Source organism: Neorhizobium sp. 05N33 (assembly GCF_056397445.1).
The window spans coordinates 12707-35706 of sequence record NZ_JBFTNK010000001.1; the positions used below are offsets into that span (position 1 = coordinate 12707).

Below are 23000 nucleotides of genomic sequence, written 5' to 3' on the forward strand. Positions count from 1 at the left end.
ACACTGATGCGACGTTGCATCAGGCGGCGCTAAGGCAACATGTCCATGCCCGCAGCGGGCATGGACATCGAGTTTTTTTGCTTCACGCTCTCTTCAAAATTGAGTTCGCCTGAGTGATGAACTCCTGAGCGGCATCTTTGACCGAGGACGACCCGAAGCCGACGCTTTCGTTGATGCGGCGCATCAAGTCCGTCATCGCGCGTTGAGCTCGGTGCGTTTGGGGTTCCTTGTTCGCTTTGGGCAAGGCCTCCTGGCTGTATTGCAAGACCTTTTGGTCAGCAGAACTCAGATTTTGCAGTTTGAGAACAGTTTCCAACGCCGGCCGGGATGCAGGAGGCCCGCTCACCAAACCAAGAATCTTGGCCGATTCCGGATCAGTTACAAACCAGTCGATGAGTTTTGCGGCAGCTTCCTTGTTCTGGCTACGTGCGTTGATCGTAAGTGAGCTAGATGGACGTGGATAATATCCTGGTCCAGTATCCTTGCTCGGGCACACCGGCGTCATGAGGTTGAGCTCGTCCTTGGTCAAAGCCTGGAAACCGCCCGCCAAGTCTTGCGAAGTGATACGCGCAAAAACTGCAGTACCACGAACAAGGGGAGCGTTTGGCCATTCCGTACCCGAAAATTGAGCTTGAAGGTCTGCCGGAACTGCTGCGCCGGTCTTGCGCATTTGGTCCCAAATCTCAAGCCAAGCAGCGACGTCATCAGCCTTCACTGCGAGTTGCTCCCCATTGTAAATCTGCCGCCCTTGAGCGACGAGATACATCTGGAAGTCTTCAATCCTCGACGCCATGTCGTGGCTACCGTAGATTTTCTTGTCAGCCTTGTTAATCTCGGCGCAAAACTTCGCGTATTCTGCAAAGGTGAATTTTTCAGGCAGGGAGCCCATCTTCAGTCGCTCGAGAGCGGTCTTGTTGTAGCAAAGGGCCTGGATGCTCACGGCGATCGGTATGCCAAAGAGCTTCCCGTCTCGGTGGCCGAGCTGAAGAACCGGCTCATCGAACAGATTTGTCCGCAGAAGGTGAGGGGCGTAGCCTTGCAGAGGCTCGATGGCACCCCGCTTCGCATACTGGCCGAAGTCGTCGTAACCCATGGTAATTACGTCGGGCGCGTTACCGCCCGCAACCATCGCAGCGATCTTGTCAGGCCAGCTGTCGCTGGGAACGCCTTCATAGACGACCTTTACCTGCGGATTGAGTTCTGCGTAACGTGCAACGGCTCGCCCTCGGATCGCGAGTTTCTCGGCATTGCCGAAGATGCCGAAGCGAACCGTTTCGCCGGCTCCAAACGACCGAATTGGTCCCATCGTGGCCAACGCGATGCCGCCAGCGCCGGCGGCAAGCAGCCGGCGTCGATTTATGGGCATGGCGAGAGAAGCAGATTTAATGTTCATGATATTCCTCCTCCTTTTGGAATACTTCGTGGTTGTAGAGCTGACCTATTCGTCAGTGCAGTCGATTATCCCTTCAGTCCGGATGTGCTGATGCCCTCAACCAGACGACGCTGGAAGAAAAGGAAAACGACGAATACCGGAATCATGCTGAGAACCGACATCGCGAGCAACTGACCATAGGATCCTCCTGACGAGTCGACCAATGAACGCAGGCCTACTGGGACCGTGAGGATCTCCGGCGATGTCAGGTAGATCAGTTGCGAGAAGAAGTCGTTGTACGTCCAGATGAACGTAAAGATGGTGGTGGTGATGATCGCCGGCTGCATCAACGGAAAGATGATGCTTATGAAAATTCTAAAGGTGCTGCAGCCATCGACCCTCGCGGCTTCATCCAGTTCCTTGGGAATCTTTCGAATAAACTGAACCATGAGGAAGATGAAGAATGCGTCCGTCGCCAGAAACTTAGGGACGATCAGAGGCAGATAGGTGTTCACCCAGTCGAGGTTCACGAATAGGACGTATTGGGGTATGAGCAAAACGTGAGACGGAAGCATCAACGTCAACAGCATGATGCCGAAAAGCGCTCGCTTCATCGGAAATTCGAGACGTGCGAACGCGAATGCCGTGAGCGAGCAAGCCAGCACGTTGCCGATCACAGATCCAAGGCAGATAATGAACGAGTTGATGAAATACCGAGTGAAAGATGGGTTTGTTGCCGTCCAACCGTCCACAAAGTTCGAGAAATTTAACGTGCTAGGGAGAGCCAGGGACCTTGAGAAAATCTCCTGGTCCGTGCGGAAGGACCCGAGGACCATCCACAACAGCGGATAGATCATCAGCGTGGCGCCGGCGATCAAAATTACGTAGGTTGCAACGCGTGAGGCGTTGAATCGTGCGGGACGCAGTGCTCGGTCCGAGATGCTCACCGCTTCATCAGCTATGGTCATTAGTTTTTGTCTCCGTAGAAGACCCATCGGCTGGATGCGAAGAAGTTCAAGGCCGTGAACGCGCCTATGATAAGCAGCAATATCCAGCCCATCGCCGAGGCGTACCCCATCCGGAAGTTCATGAAGCCTTCCTGGTAGAGATATAGCGTGTAGAAGAGGGTAGAATCTGCCGGTCCGCCGCTTCCGCCGCTGACGATGTAGGCCGAGGTGAAGGCTTGGAAGGAGTTGATAATTCCAAGCACCAAGTTAAAGAAGATAACGGGTGTCAGAAGAGGAAAAGTTACATTCCGGAACTTCTGCAGTGGACCTGCTCCGTCGACCTCGGCAGCTTCATACAACTCCTTTGGAACTTGCTGAAGCCCGGCAAGAAAGATCACCATTGCTGAACCGAACTGCCATACATGCAGTAGGATCAGTGTGTAGAGCGAGTAGCGGGGATCAGAAATCCAGTTTGCAGGCTCTATTCCCACCAGCGCAACCAGATCGTTGATGGCGCCTTCGCGGCCGAAAAGTTGCCGCCACATGACTGCTACGGCAACGCTTCCGCCCAGGAGCGAGGGAAGATAATAAACGGAGCGAAACAATCCCAGTGCCGCGACCTTTTGGTTCATGAGAACAGCAATCAGCAACGCGAATACGAGATTGAGCGGGACCCCGATCAAAACATAGGTAAATGTCACGCGCAGAGCTCTGAGATATCGAGGGTCGCTCGTAAAGAGTTCGACGTAGTTCTCAATCCCAATCCAGGCAGGCGCTTGCAGGAGATCAAAGTTGGTGAATGACAGATACAATGATGCGAGCAACGGGCCCGCTGTGAAGATTAGTACTCCGCCAAACCACGGAAGCAAAAACAAGAACGCCTCAATCGCTTGCCTGCGGCGTTCCCGTCTTCGCATGGGGGTAGTTGAATTCACGATAATAGCCTCCGGCTCCTCCCGCTCGCCTTTGAAGCGTGCATCCGGGTAGGTGAAAAGATCGATTTTCTGGCGCTTTGAGCTCAGGTCCGTCGCAGACTACAAATGTCAACTAATGACAACTTTGTCAATCTTGTTTTTTTCTGTTTAGCCCTGCGTGGGAATCTGAGGCTTTTGAGGCGGTTTGTAATGATTTGTATTATGCGCCCTAACCTTCGTCAGCTTTGAAAGCAGCGATTGCCGCCATGTTGACGATGTCGCTGTCCTTCGCACCCATCGAGGTGATCTGCACCGACTTGTCGAGACCGACAAGCAGCGGGCCGATCACTGTCGAAGCGCCGAGTTCCTGCAACATGCGGGTCGAGATCGAGGCGGAATGGATCGCCGGCATGACCAGCACGTTGGCTGTGCCCGAGAGCCGGCAGAACGGATATTGCTCCATCCGGTGTGAGTTGAGCGCCACGTCCGCGCCCATTTCGCCGTCATATTCGAAATCCACGCGGCGCTGATCGAGGATCTTGACCGCCTCGCGAACCCGCTCCGACCGTTCGCCGATCGGCTGGCCGAACGTCGAATAGGCAACGAGTGCGACACGCGGCTCATACCCCATCCGCTTTGCGACGCGGGCGGCTTCGACCGCGATGTCGGCGAGATCCTCGGCGTTCGGCATGTCGTGGACGGCGGTGTCGGCGACAAAAATCGTCCGGCCGCGGGCGATCACCAGCGATACGCCGATTATCTTGTGCCCCGGCTTCGGATCGATGCAGCGGCGGACGTCCTGGAGCGCCGTCGCATAATTGCGGGTCGTGCCGGTCACCATCGCATCCGCGTCGCCGATGGCGACCATGGTCGCGGCGAAATGGTTGCGGTCGTTATGGATAAGGCGCTGGACATCGCGATGGAGGAAGCCTTCGCGCTGCAGACGCGCATAGAGGTGGTCGATATAGGCATCGACACGATTGGAGAGGCGTGCATTGACGACCTCGATGCCGGGACGGTCGAGATCGATGCCGGCCTTTTCCGCCGTCGCGCGGATGACGTCGTCACGCCCGAGAAGGATGGCAGTGCCGAGCTTCTGGTTGGTGAAGGAAATCGCCGCACGCATGACCTGTTCTTCTTCGGCCTCGGCAAAGACGACGCGTTTCGGGAAGCGGCGGACGCGCTCGTAGATGCCTTGTGTGGTCGCGGCGATCGGATCGCGGCGGGCGGAGAGCTCTGAGGCGTAGGCGGCAAGGTCGGCGATGTTCTTGCGGGCGACGCCGCTTTCCATCGCCGCTTCGGCAACGGCGACCGGGATCGCCGAGATGAGGCGCGGATCGAACGGGACCGGGATGATGTATTGCGCGCCGAAACGGGGGCGGTTGCCCTGGTAGGCGGCGGCAACATCGTCCGGCACGTCTTCGCGGGCGAGATTGGCGAGCGCGTTGACGGCGGCGATCTTCATCGCGTCGTTGATCTGGCTGGCCCGCACATCGAGCGCGCCACGGAAGATATAGGGGAAGCCGAGCACGTTGTTGACCTGGTTCGGATAGTCCGATCGGCCGGTCGCCATGATTGCGTCGTCGCGGATGCGGGCGACTTCTTCCGGCGTGATTTCCGGATCGGGGTTGGCCATCGCGAAAATGATCGGCCTTTCGGCCATGGAGCGGATCATCTCTTCGGTAAAGGCGCCCTTCTGGGAAAGGCCTAACACGACATCCGCGTCCTTCATGGCCTCGGCGAGGGTCCGCTTGGTCGTGTTCACCGCATGGGCGGACTTCCACTGGTTCATGCCTTCGGTGCGGCCCTGATAGATGACGCCCTTGGTGTCGCAGAGAATGACATTTTCCGAATTGAAGCCCATCGCCTTGATGAGTTCGACGCAGGCGATTGCCGCAGCACCAGCGCCGTTGCAGACGAGCTTGGTGGTCTTGAGATCCCGGCCGGTCAGTTCCAGCGCATTGATCAGGCCGGCGGCGGCGATGATTGCAGTGCCGTGCTGGTCGTCATGGAAGACCGGGATATCCATCAGCTCGCGCAGGCGGCTCTCGATGATGAAACACTCGGGCGCCTTGATGTCCTCGAGATTGATGCCGCCGAAAGAGGGGCCGAGGAACCGCACGCAGTTGATGAACTCGTCGACATTTTCCGTATCGACTTCAAGGTCGATGGAATCGACGTCGGCGAAGCGCTTGAACAGCACGGCCTTGCCTTCCATCACCGGCTTCGAGGCAAGCGCTCCGAGATTGCCGAGGCCAAGGATCGCCGTGCCGTTGGAGATGACGGCAACCATGTTGCCGCGCGTCGTGTAGTCATAGGCGGTTGCCGGGTTTGCGGCGATTGCCAGGACAGGCACGGCAACGCCTGGCGAATAAGCGAGCGACAGATCGCGCTGGGTGGCCATCGGCTTGGTGGGATTGATTTCGAGTTTACCCGGGCGGCCTTCCGAATGGAAATCGAGTGCTTCCTGGTCCGTGACAAATGGACCGATACCTGCGCCCCTTTGCTCGTCTATCATTTCAACAACCTTTCTCGTAGCACATGTCGCACCATCGGAATGGTTGTGGTTGAGCCCACGGGTTCTTCACGATTGAAGAGTGGCGACGGAAGAAGACTTACAGGGGAGGGGCAAATGAGCGGGCAGCGCCGTTGCGGTTTTCCACGAGGTGGAAAGGAAAGCTCTATCTTAACCGTCAGCGGCGGCCTTGTTAGCGCAAAGGATGCGTCGTGATGCCACGGTGCTGTCGGAATTGAGCGTGTAGACCCTCGGGACGCCGGTGGCGACCTCCAGCATCGCAACCTGCACATCGGATATTCGCTCGAGAGCCATGATCAAAACTCTCAAGGAATTGCCATGCGCAACAATAAGAACCTTCTCGCCTCGCAGCGTGCGCGGCAGGATCTCCGTAATGAAGTAGGGCAGGACACGCGCCCCGGTGTCGCGCAGGCTTTCTCCACCGGGCGGTGCCACAACATATGATCGATGCCATTTCTCGACCTGCTCTTTACCCCATACCGAGCGGGCCTCTTCTTTTTTTAAACCAGTGAGGTCCCCGTAATCACGCTCGTTTAGTTCCTTGGCTTGAATAACATTGAGCGACGGCTGCCCTACTTCGTTCAGTATGATGTCAAGCGTGTGCTGCGCTCGCTTGAGTTTGGAGGTGAAGGCTATGCTGAAAGACAAGTGTTCGTGCGCTAAAACACGACCGGCCCACCTGGCCTCCAATACCCCTTGGGGCGTCAATCCCGGATCCTTCCATCCTGTAAACATATCGTTGAGATTACCGTCACTCTGGCCATGACGAACAAGGACCAGTATGCGCTCCTGGGGTTGACCTCGTTCGGGGAATCTCCGGTGTCTCATGCAACCTAAGGCGCCATTCAACGAACAAGCACAGCCCGGAAATCGTTTACATTGGTCCCTGTGGGCCCGGTCGAGAATAAATCACCGATTGCGTCGAATGCGGAAAAGCTGTCATTGGCGTCGAGAAGCTTGCGCCCGTCAAACCCGGCGGCCCGCAGCCGGCGCGCGGTCGTTCCATCGGCAAATGCGCCTGCATTAACCCCCGATCCGTCAATCCCATCTGTGTCGGCGGCCAATGCGGAAATCGGGTATCCATCAATCGCTAGTGCAAATGCTAGCGCAAATTCGCTGTTGCGTCCTCCCTTGCCGCCTTTGGCGCGAATGGTGACGGTCGTTTCTCCGCCAGACATGACAACTGCGGGCTTGGGGAATGGACGATCTCGCTGAGCGATCTCGCGGGAGATTGCCGCAAGCACTAGCGCCACCTGCCTGGATTCGCCCTCCACGGAGTCGGAGATAATGTACGGTGTCACCCCCTCTGCTCGGGCGAGTTCGGCGGCGGCTTCCAGCGATACCCCAGCCGACCCGATAACAAAGTGTGTGTGCTGGGCAAATACTGCGTCGCCCGGTTTCGGCGCCTCGGCGGCGGCCGAGTTCAAATGTGCGATCATCGCATCTGGCAGGCTCAACCGGTACTGCTCCAGGACCGCCAGTGCGTCGTGCCGCGTCGTGGCGTCCGGCACTGTTGGACCAGAAGCTACGAAGGCCGGGTTGTCGCCTGGAATGTCAGAGACGATCAAGCTTACAACACGAGCCTTGGTGGCCGCCGCCAACCTCCCGCCCTTGATGGTGGAGAGATGCTTTCTTACCACGTTCATAGCCGAAATTGGGGCTCCGGATGCCAGCAGCATCTCGTTCATTGCAATCTCGTCTTCCAGAGTAAGTCCGGCAGGCGGTGATGGAAGGAGAGCTGAGCCTCCTCCACAGATCAACGCGATCACGAGGTCGTTTTCGGACAGGTTTGAAATTGTCTCGACGAGGCGTCTGGCACCCGCAAGTCCTGCGGTATCCGGGACCGGGTGAGACGCTTCCAGGACCTCGACGGATCGCGTTTTGCAGCCGTAGCCGTAACGGGTTACGACCACTCCGGAAAGTGGTCCGTCCCAGACACTCTCAAGCGCTGCGGCCATCTGCGCCGCCCCTTTTCCGGCACCAATCACAACAGTTCGACCGTTTTTTGGGGGAGCAGGAAGGTGTCTGCGAATACCTGTCAGCGGATCGGCAGCCTTCACCGCGGCTGTAAAAAGGCGGGCTAGGAAATCTCGATCGTCCATGGGGAATAACCTTGGGTATCAGGCATCTGGCGCTGCCTTGCCGCACTGGGATTCCCATACGCTTCATAAAGCGCCGACTGAACCACGGTTGTCGGGATTTCCGCATTGTGGAAAGCCTATGAACAGGCAGCGATTTCAAATCGGCCAGGCGATATCGTTTTTTATAACCGTAGTGAACCTCGGGGTGGTCATGAGTAAGATACAATTTCTCCCCGCACGGACAGCCGTGCTGAATAACCGGCAATCGATTTTGTCCGACTTGCGCTCTCTCGTGCCCCTCACCAGCCTCGTGCATGAAGCACGGGAGCTTGTACCCTTTGAGACCGATGCCTTCGTCTCTTATAAACGCGTCCCGCTTGCAGTCGTGCTGCCTGAAACGACAGCACAAGTAGCTGCCGTACTTAGCTTCTGCCACCGAAGGGGTATCCCTGTTATTCCGCGCGGCGCCGGTACATCGCTTTGCGGAGGGGCGATCCCGCAGGAGGATGCGGTCGTGCTCGGCTTGTCCAAGATGTCGCGCATCCTGGAAGTCGACTACGCCAACCGCACCGCCACCGTGCAGGCCGGCGTCACCAACCTCAACATTTCCGAAGCGGTCGGCATCGACGGCTTTTTCTATGCGCCGGATCCAAGCTCGCAGCTCGCCTGCACCATCGGCGGCAATATCGGCATGAATTCCGGCGGCGCCCACTGTCTGAAATATGGCGTCACCACCAATAACCTGCTCGGCGTGAAGATGGTGCTGGTCGACGGCACGGTGATCGAGCTTGGCGGCAAACATCTGGATGCGGCGGGTTACGACCTGCTCGGCCTCGTCTGCGGTTCGGAAGGCCAGCTCGGCATCGTCACCGAGGCCGTGGTTCGGCTGATCGCCAAGCCGGAAGGCGCTCGTCCCGTCCTGTTCGGCTTCGATACCTCCGAGCATGCAGGCGCCTGCGTCGCCGATATCATCGGTTCCGGCATCATCCCCGTCGCCATTGAATTCATGGACAAGCCGGCGATCGAGATCTGCGAAGCCTTCGCCCATGCGGGTTATCCGCTCGACGTGGAAGCGCTGCTGATCGTCGAAGTCGAGGGTTCCGAGGCCGAAATGGACGCGATGCTGAAGGCGATCGTCGAGATCGCCGGACGCCACGGCGTCAAGACGGTGCGCGAAAGCCAGTCGGCGACCGAGGCGGCGCTGATCTGGAAAGGCCGCAAGTCCGCATTCGGCGCCACCGGCCGCATCGCCGATTACATCTGCATGGACGGCACGGTGCCGCTCGGCAAGCTCTCCTATGTGCTCAACAAGACCTCCGAGATCGTCGATCGTTTCGGGCTTCGGGTCGCCAACGTCTTTCATGCCGGCGACGGCAACATGCATCCGCTGATCCTGTTCAATGCCAACGACCCCGAGGATGCGGCCAGGGCCGAGGAGGCGGGCAACGAGATCCTGAAACTCTGCGTCGATGCCGGTGGCTGCCTGACCGGCGAACATGGCGTCGGCATCGAGAAACGCGACCTGATGCGCCACCAGTATTCGGAAGCTGACCTCAACCAGCAGATGGCGGTGCGCTACGCTTTCGATGAAGGCTGGATACTTAACCCGTCCAAGGTCTTTCCGCTCGATGGACGGCCTGCCGCATGACGCTGATCCCGAATTCCGAAACGGACGCCGCCTATATCATCGGCAATGCTGCCGGCGACGGCAAGAAGCTTGCGCTGTGCGGCGGCAACACCCGCGCCGGTTTCGGCAACTCCGGCGAGCCTGCCGAAATGATGAACTCGACCGGCCTTTCCGGAATTGTCGATTACGAGCCGGCGGAAATGGTGATGACGGTCAAAGCCGGTACGCCGGTCGCCGAGATCGAGGCGGCGCTTGCCGCCAACCGGCAGATGATGGCTTTCGAGCCGATGGATCATCGCGGCGTGATGGGCACGCTCGGCGAGCCGACGATCGGCGGCGTGTTTGCGGCCAATGTCTCCGGCCCGCGCCGTTTCGTGTCCGGCGCTGCCCGCGACAGCTTGCTCGGCATTCGGTTCATCAACGGCCGGGGCGAGGCGATCCGCGCCGGCGGCCGGGTGATGAAGAACGTCACCGGCCTCGATCTGGTCAAACTGCTCGCCGGCTCGCAAGGCACGCTTGGGTTCCTGACCGAAGTGACCTTCCGGGTGTTGCCGGTGCCGCAGACGGTGGAGACCATCGTCATCTCCGGCCTCGACGACGCGGCCGCCGCAAAGGCGATGGCGGCGGCGATGGCGCTGCCGGTCGAAGTATCGGGCGCGGCCCACCTGCCGCAAACGGTCAAAGGCCGCTTTGCCAGCGGTTCTTTGTCGGAAGGGGAGGCGACCGTTCTTCGTCTCGAAGGGCTTGCCGCCTCCGTGTCGGTAAGGGCAGAAAAGCTCGCAGCCGTTATGAAAGGCTTTGGCCCAGTCTCACGGCTCGGCATGGATCACAGCCATGCCCTCTGGCGCGAGATTCGCGACGTCCATCCCTATGCTGACGGCACCCAGAAACCTCTCTGGCGCGTTTCCGTCGCGCCGTCGGTTGGTCATCAACTCGTCGCTGCCCTTCGCCTCGACGCAGGCGTCGATGCCTTCTACGACTGGCAGGGCGGGCTGATCTGGATGCGCATGGAGGCTGATCCGGAAGCCGAGCTTCTGCGCCGTTATATCAAAGCGCTTGGCGGTGGCCATGCGACGCTCATGCGGGCACCGGAACAGGTGAAGACGGTGACGGCCGCTTTCGAGCCGCAATCCGAGGCGGTTGCGGCACTCTCGGCCCGAGTGAAGCAGAAACTTGACCCCGCGGGCATCTTTAGCCCAGGCAAGATGGCGGGAGCCCTCTGATGCAAACTTCCTTCACGCCCGAACAACTCGCCGATCCGCATGTGGCCGAATCCGAGCAGATCCTTCGCCGCTGCGTCCATTGCGGCTTCTGCACCGCCACCTGTCCCACCTACGTGACGCTCGGCAACGAACTCGACAGCCCGCGCGGCCGTATCTACCTGATCAAGGACATGCTGGAAAACGGCCGCCCGGCGGATGAGGAAGTGGTTACCCATATCGACCGTTGTCTCTCCTGCCTTGCCTGCGTCACCACCTGTCCGTCCGGCGTCGATTATATGCACCTGGTCGACCATGCCCGCATCCATATCGAGAATACCTACCGGCGCCCGCTGATGGACAGGTTGATCCGCGACCTGCTCGCCGCCGTTCTGCCCTATCCCGCCCGCTTCCGCATGGCACTTGGTTTCGCGAAGCTCGGTCGCCCCTTCGCGCCGCTCCTGAAGCGTATTCCTGCGCTGAGCCCGCTGACCGCGATGCTGGACCTCGCGCCGAAATCCGCCGCCAAGGTTTCCGACTCCGCGAGCCCCGGCACTCGCGCGCCTGGTGCCGAGAAGCGCGGCCGCGTAGCGATCCTGTCAGGCTGCGCCCAGCCGGTACTCGATCCGGGCATCAACGACGCCACGCTGCGGCTTCTCGCCCGGTTCGGTGTCGAAGTCGTGGTGCCGGAAGGCGAGGGCTGCTGCGGCGCGCTCGTCCACCATATGGGCCGCGAGGAGCAGGCGCTCGATTTTGCCCGCCGCAATGTCGACGTCTGGACGCGCGAGATCGACAATGGCGGCCTCGATGCGATCATCATCACCGCGTCGGGCTGCGGCACGACGATCAAGGACTACGGCCACATGCTTCGCCTCGATCCGGCCTATGCGGACAAGGCGGCCAAGGTTTCGAGCCTTGCCAAGGACATTAGCGAATATCTGTCGGCGCTCGACCTGCCGAGGCTCGAACCGAAACGGCTCAACGTCGCCTATCACTCCGCCTGTTCGATGCAGCACGGCCAGAAGATCACCATGGCGCCGAAGAACCTGCTGAAGGCGGCGGGCTTCACTGTCCGCGATCCGGGCGAGGGGCATCTGTGCTGCGGTTCGGCCGGCACCTACAACATCCTGCAGCCGGACATCTCGGCGCAGTTGAAGGCCCGCAAGGTCAGGAATATCGAAGCCACCAAGGCCGATGTGATCGCCACCGGCAATATCGGCTGCATCACCCAAATCGCCTCCGGCACCACAATCCCGATCCTGCACACAGTGGAGCTTCTGGACTGGGCTTATGGAGGCCCGAAGCCGGAAAAGATCGTCCTATTGGACGCAACGCACATCGGTATAAATGCACCTTGATCCCGATACCTCCTTCGGGATACGCCCTCGGGCAGGATGCTGTCCTAATCACTGTAAATGCTTTCGAGCAATCGAGGTTTTACGCTCGGCGACGGCTAGATAACGCGCCGCTCCTGGACGAGTTGGTACTCGCGGTCGAGGCGAAGATATCTGCACCGCTACCGGGGCAGGTTCTGAGGCCGAACATGCCCGCGTAGCGCTAATTGTATATCTGATAGCCCACACTTTATCGGATGCTTGAGAGAAAGTGGTCAATGCCGGCCTGAGCGCATTCTGCATCCTGGCTTGGAGTGCCTGAACTGATCCCAATTGCGCCAACGACGTCACCGTCCACGGTAACCGGTATGCCTCCAGCGACGGTCATCAGTCTGCCTCCGATCGCGGAGTTGATGCCATACGCAGGGCTTCCCGGTTGGCTTGCGGCTCCGTAGCTCTCTGTCGTTCGTTTTGCACCAGCCGCTGTGAAGGCTTTATCCATTGCGATGGTTGTGCTCGTGACCTTGCCCCCGTCCATTCTCTCAAAAGCAATCAGTTGTGCTGATTCGTCAGTGACAGCTATACACATCGGGACGCCAATCTCGGCTGCTTTGATGGCCGCGCCCTCTATCAAGATCCGAGCGTCATCCAAGCTCAGTCGCTTTATCGTCAGCATGTTCTCTCTATCTCCATATTAATGTGTTTCGCCAAAGTCTGCGCCAATCCATCTGCAGAGCGGCGGGCCTCTCCAGACGCACCACCATTTCTCGTCAGTCTAGGTTGCTCTCAAATGAGTGCTGGCTGGAACTCATCTCCCGCAACGAAACCGTCTTGTTGGTTTTAGAGGGGATTGATGCCACCTATTGCATCGGTAATTTTGCGAGCGGTATCGACGACTTTTGGCGCAATTTTGTCGATCCGATCCGGAGACATGCGATCAACTTGGCCAGAGATCGAGATCGCACATATCGCCTCACCTCGCTCATTGAACACCACGCTTGCGATGCACCTGACATTGCTCTGGTTTTCGGCGTCGTCGACAGCGTATCCTCGTTCTCTGGCCAGTTTCAACTCCTGGCGCAGGACATCCAATCGCAAGATCGACCGCGGGGTATGTTTCGTCGGCCGCCGCAGATAAATCAACTCATCAATATCGTCGGACGGATAAGTAGAGAGTATCGCTTTTCCCATGGCGGACGAGGTCATCGGGACCCGCCCGCCGACTACGCCGATCGATCTTACGATCTGGCGGCTCGGGATCTGGGAAATGAGGGTAATTTCTCCATCATCTGCCATCCCGAGGTTCGCGGTTTCCTTCGTGCGATCCCGCAAAAGATGGAGAAATGGCTGGGCCACCGATACGAACGCGCTACGCCTTATGGACGCTGCTCCTATCGTTAGCATTCCCAGCCCGATATTCCATCTCCCGGTAGCATGATCAAACTGGACATGTCGCCGCTTCTCAAGCGTCGTTAAGAGGCGATGTGTGGTGGAGGCAGGTAGCCCGGCATCTCGGCCGAGCTGCGACAGCCGGCATCCTTCACTTTGCTGACTGAGCAACTCAAGGAGCACCATTGCACGGTCTACGGACTGAACAGATCCTGATCTTTCGCTCTCATCCTGCACATTGGTCTCCTTGAAGTCGGTCAGGTTGTCTGACCTCGCGGCCACGCTTCACTCTTGGGCTCACCGACTTTTTTGGCTCACAGTGAGCGCTATTCGGCTAACTCTCGAACTTCAAGAAAAAGGGCGGAGTGATCGAGGCCCCCATTTCCTTTTGCGATCGCCGAAGCCATCAGTTCTCGCGTGGTCGTCGTATTGGGCAACTGAACACCCAATGCGGTGCCGGCACTCGTGGCCAAATTCAGATCTTTGTGGTGAAGGCGTATCGCAAAGCCTGGATTGAACGTTTGATCGATCATCCGCTTGCCATGTACTTCTAAGATGCGCGATTGGGCAAACCCGCCCAGCAGCGCCTCTCTGACTTTTTCGAGATTGGCACCTGCTCGTTCAGCAAGGACGAATGCTTCGCTGACGGCTTCGATCGTCAGCCCGACGATCATTTGGTTTGCAACCTTGGCCACCTGGCCCACACCATTGTCCCCGACGAGCGTAATGTTCTTACCCATGACCTCGAACAGGCTAAGTGCTCGCTGGAACTGGGCTTCCCGACCGCCAACCATGATGGAAAGGGTGCCGGCTTTCGCACCAATCTCGCCTCCAGAAACCGGAGCGTCGAGATAAAAGGCGCCTTTCGCTTCTACGCGTTCTGCAAACTCGCGCGTGGCGACTGGGTCGATTGAACTCATATCGATCACCACGGACCCAGCAGCTAGAGCGTCTAGAACACCGTCCTCGTGAAACAATACTTTTTCAACGTCCCCGGTGTTGGGTAGCATCAGGACTACGAACTCCGCCCCTGTTGCTGCCTGTGCAGCCGTCTCCACTGCCTCACCCCCCAGATCAACAAGATATTGCGATGCCTCTTTGACCCTATTCAGTCGGAGTTTGTGGCCTGCTTGAATCAGCCGTTCTGCCATTGGCTGTCCCATTGTCCCCAGACCGATGAATCCGATATTCGACATCGTAACCTCCTTGGGAGCATCCAAGCTCCAAACAAATTTCCGCAACTTAATTGCACAAATAACAAATCTGTGTCAATTCCTGCGCCGATGAGGGTTTTCTGGGCATCCTGTCTAATTTTGTCGCGCGGTTGCTCCCAACCAATTTATGAATAGAGAGAGGGACAGGCGATATGACCATCTACCAGAACCTGATCGCCGGCGAATGGGTCGGCTCGGACGCTTCCAAGAACATCAATCCATCCGATACCAACGATGTCGTGGGCATGTATGCCCAGGGCAGCGCCGAAGACGCCAAACAGGCGATCGCCGCGGCAAAGGCAGCATTCCCCGCCTGGTCGCGCTCCGGCATCCTCGAACGCCACGCGATCCTCAGAAAGGCCTCCGACGAAATCCTCGCCCGCAAGGACGAACTCGGCGCGCTTCTCGCCCGCGAGGAAGGCAAGATCCTTCCCGAAGCGACCGGCGAAGTCATCCGCGCCGCCCAGATTTTTGATTTCTTTGCCGGCGAAGCGCTGCGCCTGACCGGCGAACTGGTGCCGTCTGCCCGTCCGAATATCGGCGTCGAGATCACGCGCGAACCGCTCGGCGTCATCGGCATCATCACGCCGTGGAATTTCCCGATCGCCATCCCCGCATGGAAGATCGCGCCGGCGCTCTGCTACGGCAATACCGTCGTCTTCAAGCCTGCCGATCTCGTACCTGGCTGCGGCTGGGCGATCGTCGACATCCTCCACCGCGCCGGCCTGCCGAAGGGCGTCCTGAACCTCGTCATGGGCCGCGGCTCGGTCGTCGGTCAGGCCATGCTCGACAGCCCGGACCTCGCCGGCATCACGTTTACCGGCTCCACCGGCACCGGCAAGCGCGTCGCGCTCGCCTCGATCGAGCATAACCGCAAGTTCCAGCTCGAAATGGGTGGCAAGAACCCGATGGTCGTCCTCGACGACGCGGACCTCAACGTGGCCGTCGAAGCCGCCGCCAATTCGGGCTTCTTCTCGACCGGCCAGCGTTGCACCGCCTCCTCGCGCCTGATCGTGACGGAAGGCATCCACGACAAGTTCGTCGCAGCACTCACCGAGAAGCTGAAGACGATCAACGTCGACAACGCCATGAAGGCCGGCAGCCATATGGGCCCGGTCGTCGACGACAAGCAGCTGAAGCAGGACACCGACTATATCGAGATCGGCAAGAACGAGGGCGCCAGGCTCGCCTTCGGCGGCGAACTCGTGAAGCGCGACACGCCCGGCTTCTATTTGCAGCCGACGCTGTTCACCGAAGCGACCAACCAGATGCGGATCTCGCGCGAGGAAATCTTCGGGCCCGTCGCTTCCGTCATCCGGGTAAAGAACTACGACGAAGCCTTGGCGGTCGCCAACGACACGCCATTTGGCCTCTCCGCCGGTATCGCCACGTCAAGCCTGAAGCACGCGACGCATTTCAAGCGCAATTCAGAAGCTGGAATGGTGATGGTCAACCTCCCGACAGCCGGCGTCGATTTCCACGTGCCGTTCGGCGGCCGCAAGGCCTCGTCCTTCGGCCCGCGCGAACAGGGCAGGTATACCGCTGAATTCTTCACCGTGGTGAAGACCACCTACACGCTGCCCTAGTGAAGTCCTGCGGCACCACAAATATGCACGAGAAAAGACAACTATTGACATATTTACCCAGATCGGCTTCTCTGGACCCCATGGTGGGACAACCAGTCGAACAATAAACCAGGGTTCAATGAAGCAACCGTCTTTCAGAAAGGGCGGTCGAGCTCTTCCTTGACAGCCTTGGTGGAAGGTTCCCATTTCAAATTCCAAAACGGCGGGGATTGACCGCCGGTATCTCAGCCGTTCGCCGCGGCGACTGCTTTCGCGAGGAGCTAGAATTGACAAACCTTAAGGTCGAAACACGGGAAAAGTTGAAACTTGTTTCGACACCGACCCTGATGACGGCCCTCTACAAGAGGGGACTGAGGAACCAATGGATCCAGGACGTACACCGTATCAACAAGCAAGCCGGTACGATGGTCGGAGAAGCATTTACATTGAGGTATATGCCGGCCCGCGAAGATCTTAATCAGTTAGAGGTCTTTCGCGATCGAGAACACCCTCAAAGAAAAGCTGTCGAGGTATGTCCGGCTGGTGCGGTGTTCGTGATCGATAGCCGCAAGGATCCGCGAGCCGCATCCGCGGGGTCGATATTGATCTCTAGGCTTATGGTTCGTGGCGTCGCGGGTGTCGTGACAGACGGCGGGTTCCGAGATACGCCTGACCTTGAGAAGCTCGGAATACCAGCGTACCACAATCGCCCTTCCGCGCCGACAAATCTGACTCTTCACCAGGCGATCGACATTAACGTGCCTATTGGCTGCGGTGACACGCCGGTGTTCCCTGGTGATATAGTGGTCGGAGATTGTGAAGGCGTAGTCGTCATTCCGGCGCACCTCGCTGATGAGATTGCTGACGAGGCCACTGAGATGACGGCATACGAAGACTTTGTTGCCGAGGAGGTGCTGAACGGACGGTCGATCTTGGGTCTCTATCCAGCTACAGATGAGCAGAGCCTCATCGACTATCGAGCTTGGCGCGAAAAGACTGGTCGTTAAATTTAGTGCGCGAGCTTTCGATCGGCGGATGAAACCGCCATCCCTTGCTGTAACGTGTGCGAGTTTTTAATTTTGTTGGTCAATCCACCAACTCCCGCCTTCGCAGGGCGGGGTCCTTCCCATGCTCGCTGCAAGCACATCTTCCGGATCAATGCTCTTCGCCGCAGTGAAATGACAGGAAATGAAGATGGCCCGTATCGAAAAAAATGGTCTCGCAATCGACGAGAAGCTCCACGACTTCCTGGTCAAGGAAGCGCTGCCGGGCACCAGTGTCGACGCCGACCGCTTCTTCTCCGAGTTTTCGAAGATCGTCCACGATCTGGGGCCGAAGAACCGCGAACTTCTCGCCAAGCGCGACGCCTTCCAGGCAAAGCTCGACGGCTGGTACCGCGAGAACGGTGCGCCAAGCGATCTGGCCGCCTATGAGGCCTTCCTGCGCGACATTGGGTATCTGCTGCCGGAAGGGCCGGACTTTACGGTTTCGACCGACAAGGTTGATCCGGAAATCGCCGAGATCGCCGGTCCGCAGCTCGTCGTACCGGTCATGAATGCCCGTTATGCGCTGAATGCCGCCAATGCCCGCTGGGGTTCGCTCTACGATGCACTCTATGGCACGGACGCCATTCCCGAGACGGACGGTGCCGAAAAGGGCAAGGGCTACAACCCGATCCGAGGCGCCAAGGTCATCGCCTGGGCGCGTGACTTCCTCGATCAGTCGGTGCCGCTATCTGGAGCAAGCTGGACGGACGTCACCTCGTTTATCGTGACGGGCGGAACGCTTGCGGCGGCAGCCCAGGACGGCAAGACGGTCAACCTTGCCGATCCGGCGCAGTTTGCCGGCTATCTCGGCGAGCCTGCCGATCCGACCCATCTGCTGTTGACGAAGAACGGCCTGCATATCGAGATCCTGATCGACGCCACGACGGCGATCGGCAAGGACGACCCGGCCAAGATTTCCGATGTCTGGCTGGAATCGGCACTGACCGCCATCATGGACTGCGAGGATTCGATCGCCGCGGTCGATGCCGAAGACAAGGTCGTCGTCTACCGCAACTGGCTCGGCCTGATGAACGGCGACCTTCAGGAGGAGGTTGCCAAGGGCGGCAAGTCCTTCATCCGCAAGCTCAACCCGGATACCGCCTTCAAGTCGCCTGCGGGCGGCGAGATCACCGTGAAGCGCCGCTCGCTGATGCTGATCCGCAATGTCGGTCACCTGATGACCAATCCGGCAGTGTTGGATAGCGAGGGCAGGGAGGTGCCGGAAGGCATCATGGACGCCATGGTGACGGCGCTGATCGCCATCAACGATATCGGCCCCAACGGTCGCCGCCAGAACTCGCGGGCTGGGTCCATGTATGTGGTGAAGCCGAAGATGCACGGGCCGGAAGAGGTCGCCTTCGCCTGCGAGATCTTTGCCCGTGTCGAACAGGCGCTCGGTCTTCCCACCAATTCCATGAAAATGGGCATCATGGACGAGGAGCGCCGCACCACCATCAACCTCAAGGCCTGCATCCGGGAGGCGCGCGAGCGGGTCGTGTTCATCAATACCGGCTTCCTCGACCGTACCGGCGACGAGATCCATACCTCGATGGAAGCAGGCCCGATGATCCGCAAGGGCGACATGAAACAGGCGGCGTGGATCGCGGCCTACGAGAACTGGAACGTCGATATCGGCCTCGAATGCGGCCTGTCCGGCCATGCGCAGATCGGCAAGGGCATGTGGGCCATGCCGGACATGATGGCGGCGATGCTTGAGCAGAAGATCGCCCATCCCAAGGCCGGCGCCAACACCGCCTGGGTTCCGTCGCCGACGGCGGCCACGCTGCATGCCACCCACTATCACAAGGTTGACGTTACCGCCGTTCAGGCCGGCCTGAAGAGCCGCCCCCGCGCCAAACTGTCGGATATCCTCTCCGTGCCGGTCGCCGTTCGGCCGAACTGGACCGCGGAGGAAATCCAGCGCGAACTCGACAACAATGCGCAGGGTATCCTCGGTTACGTCGTCCGCTGGATCGATCAGGGTGTCGGCTGCTCCAAGGTGCCGGACATCAACAATGTCGGCCTGATGGAAGACCGCGCGACGCTGCGCATCTCGGCCCAGCACATGGCGAATTGGCTCTATCACAAGCTCACCAGCGAAGAGCAGATCGTCGAGACGATGAAACGCATGGCCGGCGTCGTCGATGGCCAGAATGCCGGCGATCCGCTCTACACACCGATGGCCAGGGATTTCGACGGTTCCGTCGCCTTCCAGGCCGCGCTTGAACTCGTGCTCAAGGGCCGCGAGCAGCCGAACGGTTATACCGAGCCGGTCCTCCATCGCCGCCGTATCGAGCTGAAAGCCAAGCTGCCATGAAGTAGATCCAAACAACGGCAGACGTGATCGAAAAAGCAACATCTGCAGGAAGCCGCGCCTCAACAACGCGTCTAGAAAAACGAGCGGTGGCAGGCGTATTCCGGATCGTGAAAAACTGAAACGGCCATCTGCACGTAAAGCTTTTTGCGGATTAATTCCAAACTCCGAATCTCGTTCGCTCGCCAGATGCTCAACCGTTTTATCGACGACTGAGTCCGACCCAGCTGAATAGCTATTGAAGCTGCCTTTCAGCGTGCCGCCTCAATCGAGCCCGGTCTTAAACCTTCACCGCTCCCAGGAGGATAAACTATGCTGAAGATCAACCGAGTCAGTCTGGACGAGGCCCGCGTTCTCATCGCCGGTGCGCGGGCGAAGGCGGAGCAAATCGGGGTGCCTATGTGCATCGCCGTTTCTGACGAATCTGGACAACTCGTTGCCTTCGAGCGAATGGACGGAGGCAAGGTTACGAGCACGATCATCGCGCAGGACAAGGCCTTTACTGCAGCAGGTGCCAGAAGAACAACTGAGAGTTATGGTCTTGCCAGCCAACCGGGAAGTCCGGCTTATGGAATCAACACGGCAATAGGCGGCCGTCTGGTTGTGGTGGCCGGTGGTCTTCCAATCATCGTCGACGGCGAGGTTGTGGGCGGCATCGGCCTTAGTTCTGGGACACCTGCAGAAGATAGCGCGTGCGCGCAAGCTGGCGCCGATTTGTTTCAGAAGTTGACGAAATCGTTGGCCTTCGACCAACTATCACTCTGATGTGCCGACGAAGCGCTTTCAGGGGGCCCCCGTAATCGGACATTTTAAGACATAGCTCGCGAATAATGAAGACAAGGTTCGAGCTCCCAGCCTCCTCCCGGGCACCTAGGCTGCCCTCGCAAAGGTCTCGGCGGCAGTAACTGTTTTCGGGGAACGACCATTATGGCTGGCTTTCACCAGCCTTCAAAGCAGGTACCCGGTACCAGACGTGCTGCTGACGCCTGGTTTCCGAGTGCAATGGGCCAGCGGCTAGGATCGCGTGTCTTGGAAATTCGCCGCCAGTACGTTGGCATCGGTAGTGCGTGGTTACGAGGGTGAACGAAGATCATCACAAACTGAGGACAGTCACCCTGAAGCGCAATATCTGGCTCCGCGAGATTGCAACAGCGGAACCCTCTGGAAAGAGCATGCGCAGGAAGTTGGGGGCGAACGAAGGTTTTCCGCAATATCTAAAACAAGTCCAAGCGACCTCAATAATGTTGTCGGTCAAACTCAACCGGATCCTCTACATCGTCCCAGTGCCTAGTCGACTGTCGGCATCGAGACAGATGTTCGCGCATCATTTGTCGCGCTCCCACATCATCGCGCCTTAGGATCGCCCGGAATACGGCGAGGTGCTGTTGGCGGATAGCCTTACCCTTCGTCTCAAGCATCAGGCTGGATGGTGCAATAGCAAGCAACATTCCGCTTCGGATTGTCAATCGCATGGCTTCAAGGGTGCTCAAGAAATAGCTGTTGTGGGTTGCCCGCGCAACCGACAGGTGGAACTCGAAGTCCGCCTCAAAAGAAAACTGCGAAGCAGAGTGCAGCGTCTCAAGTTCGATCATCGCTGCTTCCAGCCGGGCGATATCTAATTCGGTCCGGTGGAGTGCCGCCGCTGCCGCCGCCTCGCCCTCGACCCCGATCCGGTACTCAAAACAATAGGCGCGCGTATTCATGGTTGAACGTTCCCGTAGGTCACTGAGTCGTACCTTTTTCTCATCTAATAGCTGCGGCGCTGCGCCAAACTCCGACTATGGAACTATTCGACCTCACCCGACTGGCCGTTCATCAACCTGCTGTGAGTCCATCTAATGTGGTAACGCATGGCCGCGCGCGCTTGCTCGGGATTCCGGGCTTCGATAGCGTCTACAATGTCTTGATGCTGCTGGTTCACTTTGGTGCTGAACCCGACACTGAGTGCCGCGACCTTCCAAGTCAAAGTCATGAACAGAGTGACCTGGGTTCGAAGCGACAATAAAGTGTTGGCGTAAAAAGGGTTTCTCGAAGCGTCCGCGACCTTGACATGAAAATCAAAATCATGGTTGGCGCCCTCTTCGCCTGAAATGCCGTGGGGGCAGGAGGACATGGCACGCAGCCCGCCCAGTTGATGATCGCTGCGTCGTTCAGCCGCTAGAGCGGCTGCTTCGCCTTCGACCCCTTCGCGGAAGCTGGCGAAAGGCTCAAGATCGGCGATGCTCGCAATCGCCGGGTATTGTAATTCTGCGGAAGGCTCGCGCGTCACGAAACTGCCGGAACCTCGGCGCGACATAATCAAACCGTCCTCGCGCAGCCGGGCGAGGGCCTGGCGCACGACGGGGCGTGACACTCCCAACTGGCTCGCCATCTCGTATTCCGATGGCAGGCGCGTATTTGCCGCCCAGGTCCCGTCACGGATGAGGCCAATCATTTCCTGATAGGAGAGGTCCGACAGCTTCTGAGTCGTTTCGCTATCTGTCACGCTTCTCCTCCTATCGGTGTCCATGCTTTTGTTCTCTGTGAACCTGGATCAGTACAGCCAACCAAGACCGCACAAGAGAGGCCCATAGGCTCCCGGGTGCGAGCCAATCGCTCGCACCCTCAAGGGTACAACAGATTCGGAGAAATACATATAAGAGCTGAGCGATTAGTCAAAAGTTGTCATATCGATACTGCTGGGGCGAGCAAATAAGTGTTTCTCCAACCGCGATGCAGGAGCGGCCCTTCGAGAAGCTCAGGGAGGCCCCTAGATGTCAATGGTCGCTTTTTTCGGGCTTGGAATGATGGGCGACCGTTGGTCGACGGCTTGTTGAAGCCGGTCACGAACTCGATCGCTCGTGCAAAAGAAGCTTCACGATATTGGATGGGCTCGGGGCGACGGTCTGCGACTCGCCTTCGGAAGTCCCAGAGGGCGGCGATATAGGGATCTTAATTGTTCCCGACGCGCCTGACGTGGGCGCGGTGCTATTCCCCCAAAATGGCGTGGCAAGGACGCTTATTGCGAAAAGAGTTTGGAAACAAAATCAAGCGATTGTGGCGTGGTACGTGGAGGCGCCTGTGTCGGGTGGCGAACTGGCGCACGTGCGAGGACCTTTCAATGATGATGGTCGGAGATGTGAACACAGTTGCTGCTCTGGGCCCGGTGCTTGAAGTCTTGGGCAAGAACATCCCGCGTTGGAGATATCGGTGCTCGGCAAACTGTGAAGGTCGCGAACCAAATCGGGGTCGCACTAACCATCCAGGCGGTGAGCGAAGCTCTTGTTCTGGCGCGGCTTGCAGGCGTGGACCTTCAGGTGGTTCGCGACGCTAGGCTGGGCGGTTTTGCTGGATCGCGTATTCTGGAGCTGCACGATCAGCGGATGATCAACGAGATGTATGAACCCGGTTTCAAGATGGCACTACGCGGAAAGACCTAAACATTGCGATTATTACTGCTGGACAGCTCGATATGGCGCTTCC

19 protein-coding genes are annotated in these 23000 nt (G+C 58.5%); 8 read left to right on the top strand and 11 right to left on the bottom strand.

The genetic code is table 11. From position 1 onward, the window contains the following. Positions 1 to 82 precede the first annotated feature (82 nt). The 6 genes from AC1DLT_RS00050 to AC1DLT_RS00075 form a co-directional block, all read right to left on the bottom strand. The gene (locus tag AC1DLT_RS00050; protein WP_436112815.1) at positions 83 to 1393 is read right to left on the bottom strand and encodes an ABC transporter substrate-binding protein; all 1311 of its coding nucleotides are present in this window, start codon (positions 1391 to 1393) and stop codon (positions 83 to 85) included. Positions 1394 to 1458: 65 nt separating this feature from the next. Beyond that, the gene (locus AC1DLT_RS00055) at positions 1459 to 2340 is read right to left on the bottom strand and encodes a carbohydrate ABC transporter permease (RefSeq protein WP_436112814.1); all 882 of its coding nucleotides are present in this window, start codon (positions 2338 to 2340) and stop codon (positions 1459 to 1461) included. Continuing rightward, complete coding sequence (locus AC1DLT_RS00060) at positions 2340 to 3236, bottom strand: carbohydrate ABC transporter permease (protein ID WP_436113228.1); 897 nt, start codon at positions 3234 to 3236, stop codon at positions 2340 to 2342. The genes AC1DLT_RS00055 and AC1DLT_RS00060 overlap by 1 nt, the downstream gene beginning before the upstream one ends. A gap of 226 nt (positions 3237 to 3462) precedes the next feature. Next, complete coding sequence (locus AC1DLT_RS00065) at positions 3463 to 5751, bottom strand: NADP-dependent malic enzyme (RefSeq protein ID WP_436112813.1); 2289 nt, start codon at positions 5749 to 5751, stop codon at positions 3463 to 3465. 168 nt (positions 5752 to 5919) lie between these two features. Beyond that, positions 5920 to 6597 (bottom strand): 2,3-bisphosphoglycerate-dependent phosphoglycerate mutase, encoded by a 678-nt coding sequence (locus AC1DLT_RS00070; RefSeq protein ID WP_436112812.1) that lies wholly within the window; start codon positions 6595 to 6597, stop codon positions 5920 to 5922. A gap of 17 nt (positions 6598 to 6614) precedes the next feature. Beyond that, positions 6615 to 7871 carry a glycerate kinase type-2 family protein gene (locus tag AC1DLT_RS00075; protein ID WP_436112811.1) on the bottom strand — a complete coding sequence of 419 codons (1257 nt, stop codon included), beginning with the start codon at positions 7869 to 7871 and terminating at the stop codon, positions 6615 to 6617. Between the two features lie 190 nt (positions 7872 to 8061). On the opposite strand from AC1DLT_RS00075, the gene AC1DLT_RS00080 reads away from it, so the two are divergent. The 3 genes from AC1DLT_RS00080 to glcF are packed head-to-tail and all read left to right on the top strand — an operon-like array spanning position 8062 to position 12034. Then, positions 8062 to 9498 (top strand): FAD-linked oxidase C-terminal domain-containing protein, encoded by a 1437-nt coding sequence (locus tag AC1DLT_RS00080; protein ID WP_436112810.1) that lies wholly within the window; start codon positions 8062 to 8064, stop codon positions 9496 to 9498. Then, positions 9495 to 10700 carry an FAD-binding protein gene (locus AC1DLT_RS00085; protein WP_436112809.1) on the top strand — a complete coding sequence of 402 codons (1206 nt, stop codon included), beginning with the start codon at positions 9495 to 9497 and terminating at the stop codon, positions 10698 to 10700. Before AC1DLT_RS00080 ends, AC1DLT_RS00085 begins: the two co-directional genes overlap by 4 nt. After that, entirely contained in the window at positions 10700 to 12034 is a 1335-nt protein-coding gene (gene glcF / locus AC1DLT_RS00090; protein WP_436112808.1) for a glycolate oxidase subunit GlcF, read from the top strand. The genes AC1DLT_RS00085 and glcF overlap by 1 nt, the downstream gene beginning before the upstream one ends. Positions 12035 to 12260: 226 nt before the next feature. On the opposite strand, the gene AC1DLT_RS00095 is transcribed toward glcF, so the two are convergent. The 3 genes from AC1DLT_RS00095 to AC1DLT_RS00105 form a co-directional block, all read right to left on the bottom strand. Further along, entirely contained in the window at positions 12261 to 12686 is a 426-nt protein-coding gene (locus AC1DLT_RS00095) for a GlcG/HbpS family heme-binding protein (protein WP_436112807.1), read from the bottom strand. Between the two features lie 164 nt (positions 12687 to 12850). Next, the gene (locus AC1DLT_RS00100; RefSeq protein ID WP_436112806.1) at positions 12851 to 13681 is read right to left on the bottom strand and encodes an IclR family transcriptional regulator; all 831 of its coding nucleotides are present in this window, start codon (positions 13679 to 13681) and stop codon (positions 12851 to 12853) included. Positions 13682 to 13725: 44 nt separating this feature from the next. After that, positions 13726 to 14595, bottom strand: coding sequence for a 2-hydroxy-3-oxopropionate reductase (locus AC1DLT_RS00105; RefSeq protein WP_436112805.1), 870 nt, complete (start codon positions 14593 to 14595; stop codon positions 13726 to 13728). A gap of 170 nt (positions 14596 to 14765) precedes the next feature. Here AC1DLT_RS00105 and AC1DLT_RS00110 point away from each other — a divergent pair, with 170 nt between their 5' ends. The 4 genes from AC1DLT_RS00110 to AC1DLT_RS00125 all read left to right on the top strand — a co-directional run bounded on the left by AC1DLT_RS00110 (position 14766) and on the right by AC1DLT_RS00125 (position 20303). Further along, positions 14766 to 16199 (top strand): aldehyde dehydrogenase family protein, encoded by a 1434-nt coding sequence (locus tag AC1DLT_RS00110; RefSeq protein WP_436112804.1) that lies wholly within the window; start codon positions 14766 to 14768, stop codon positions 16197 to 16199. 266 nt (positions 16200 to 16465) lie between these two features. After that, positions 16466 to 17185, top strand: a complete 720-nt coding sequence (locus AC1DLT_RS00115) for a ribonuclease activity regulator RraA (protein WP_436112803.1) — start codon at positions 16466 to 16468, stop codon at positions 17183 to 17185. A gap of 187 nt (positions 17186 to 17372) precedes the next feature. After that, entirely contained in the window at positions 17373 to 19541 is a 2169-nt protein-coding gene (locus tag AC1DLT_RS00120) for a malate synthase G (RefSeq protein WP_436112802.1), read from the top strand. A 309-nt stretch (positions 19542 to 19850) separates the two neighbouring features. Then, positions 19851 to 20303 carry a GlcG/HbpS family heme-binding protein gene (locus AC1DLT_RS00125; protein ID WP_436112801.1) on the top strand — a complete coding sequence of 151 codons (453 nt, stop codon included), beginning with the start codon at positions 19851 to 19853 and terminating at the stop codon, positions 20301 to 20303. A gap of 470 nt (positions 20304 to 20773) precedes the next feature. Here AC1DLT_RS00125 and AC1DLT_RS00130 read toward each other — a convergent pair whose 3' ends face one another. Then, positions 20774 to 21241, bottom strand: coding sequence for a FadR/GntR family transcriptional regulator (locus AC1DLT_RS00130; RefSeq protein WP_436112800.1), 468 nt, complete (start codon positions 21239 to 21241; stop codon positions 20774 to 20776). Positions 21242 to 21324: 83 nt separating this feature from the next. Beyond that, positions 21325 to 22023: a FadR/GntR family transcriptional regulator gene (locus AC1DLT_RS00135; protein ID WP_436112799.1), complete on the bottom strand. Its 699-nt coding sequence runs from the start codon at positions 22021 to 22023 to the stop codon at positions 21325 to 21327. 718 nt (positions 22024 to 22741) lie between these two features. On the opposite strand from AC1DLT_RS00135, the gene AC1DLT_RS00140 reads away from it, so the two are divergent. Continuing rightward, positions 22742 to 22957: an NAD-binding protein gene (locus tag AC1DLT_RS00140; protein ID WP_436112798.1), complete on the top strand. Its 216-nt coding sequence runs from the start codon at positions 22742 to 22744 to the stop codon at positions 22955 to 22957. The last annotated feature ends 43 nt before the right edge of the window (positions 22958 to 23000 follow it).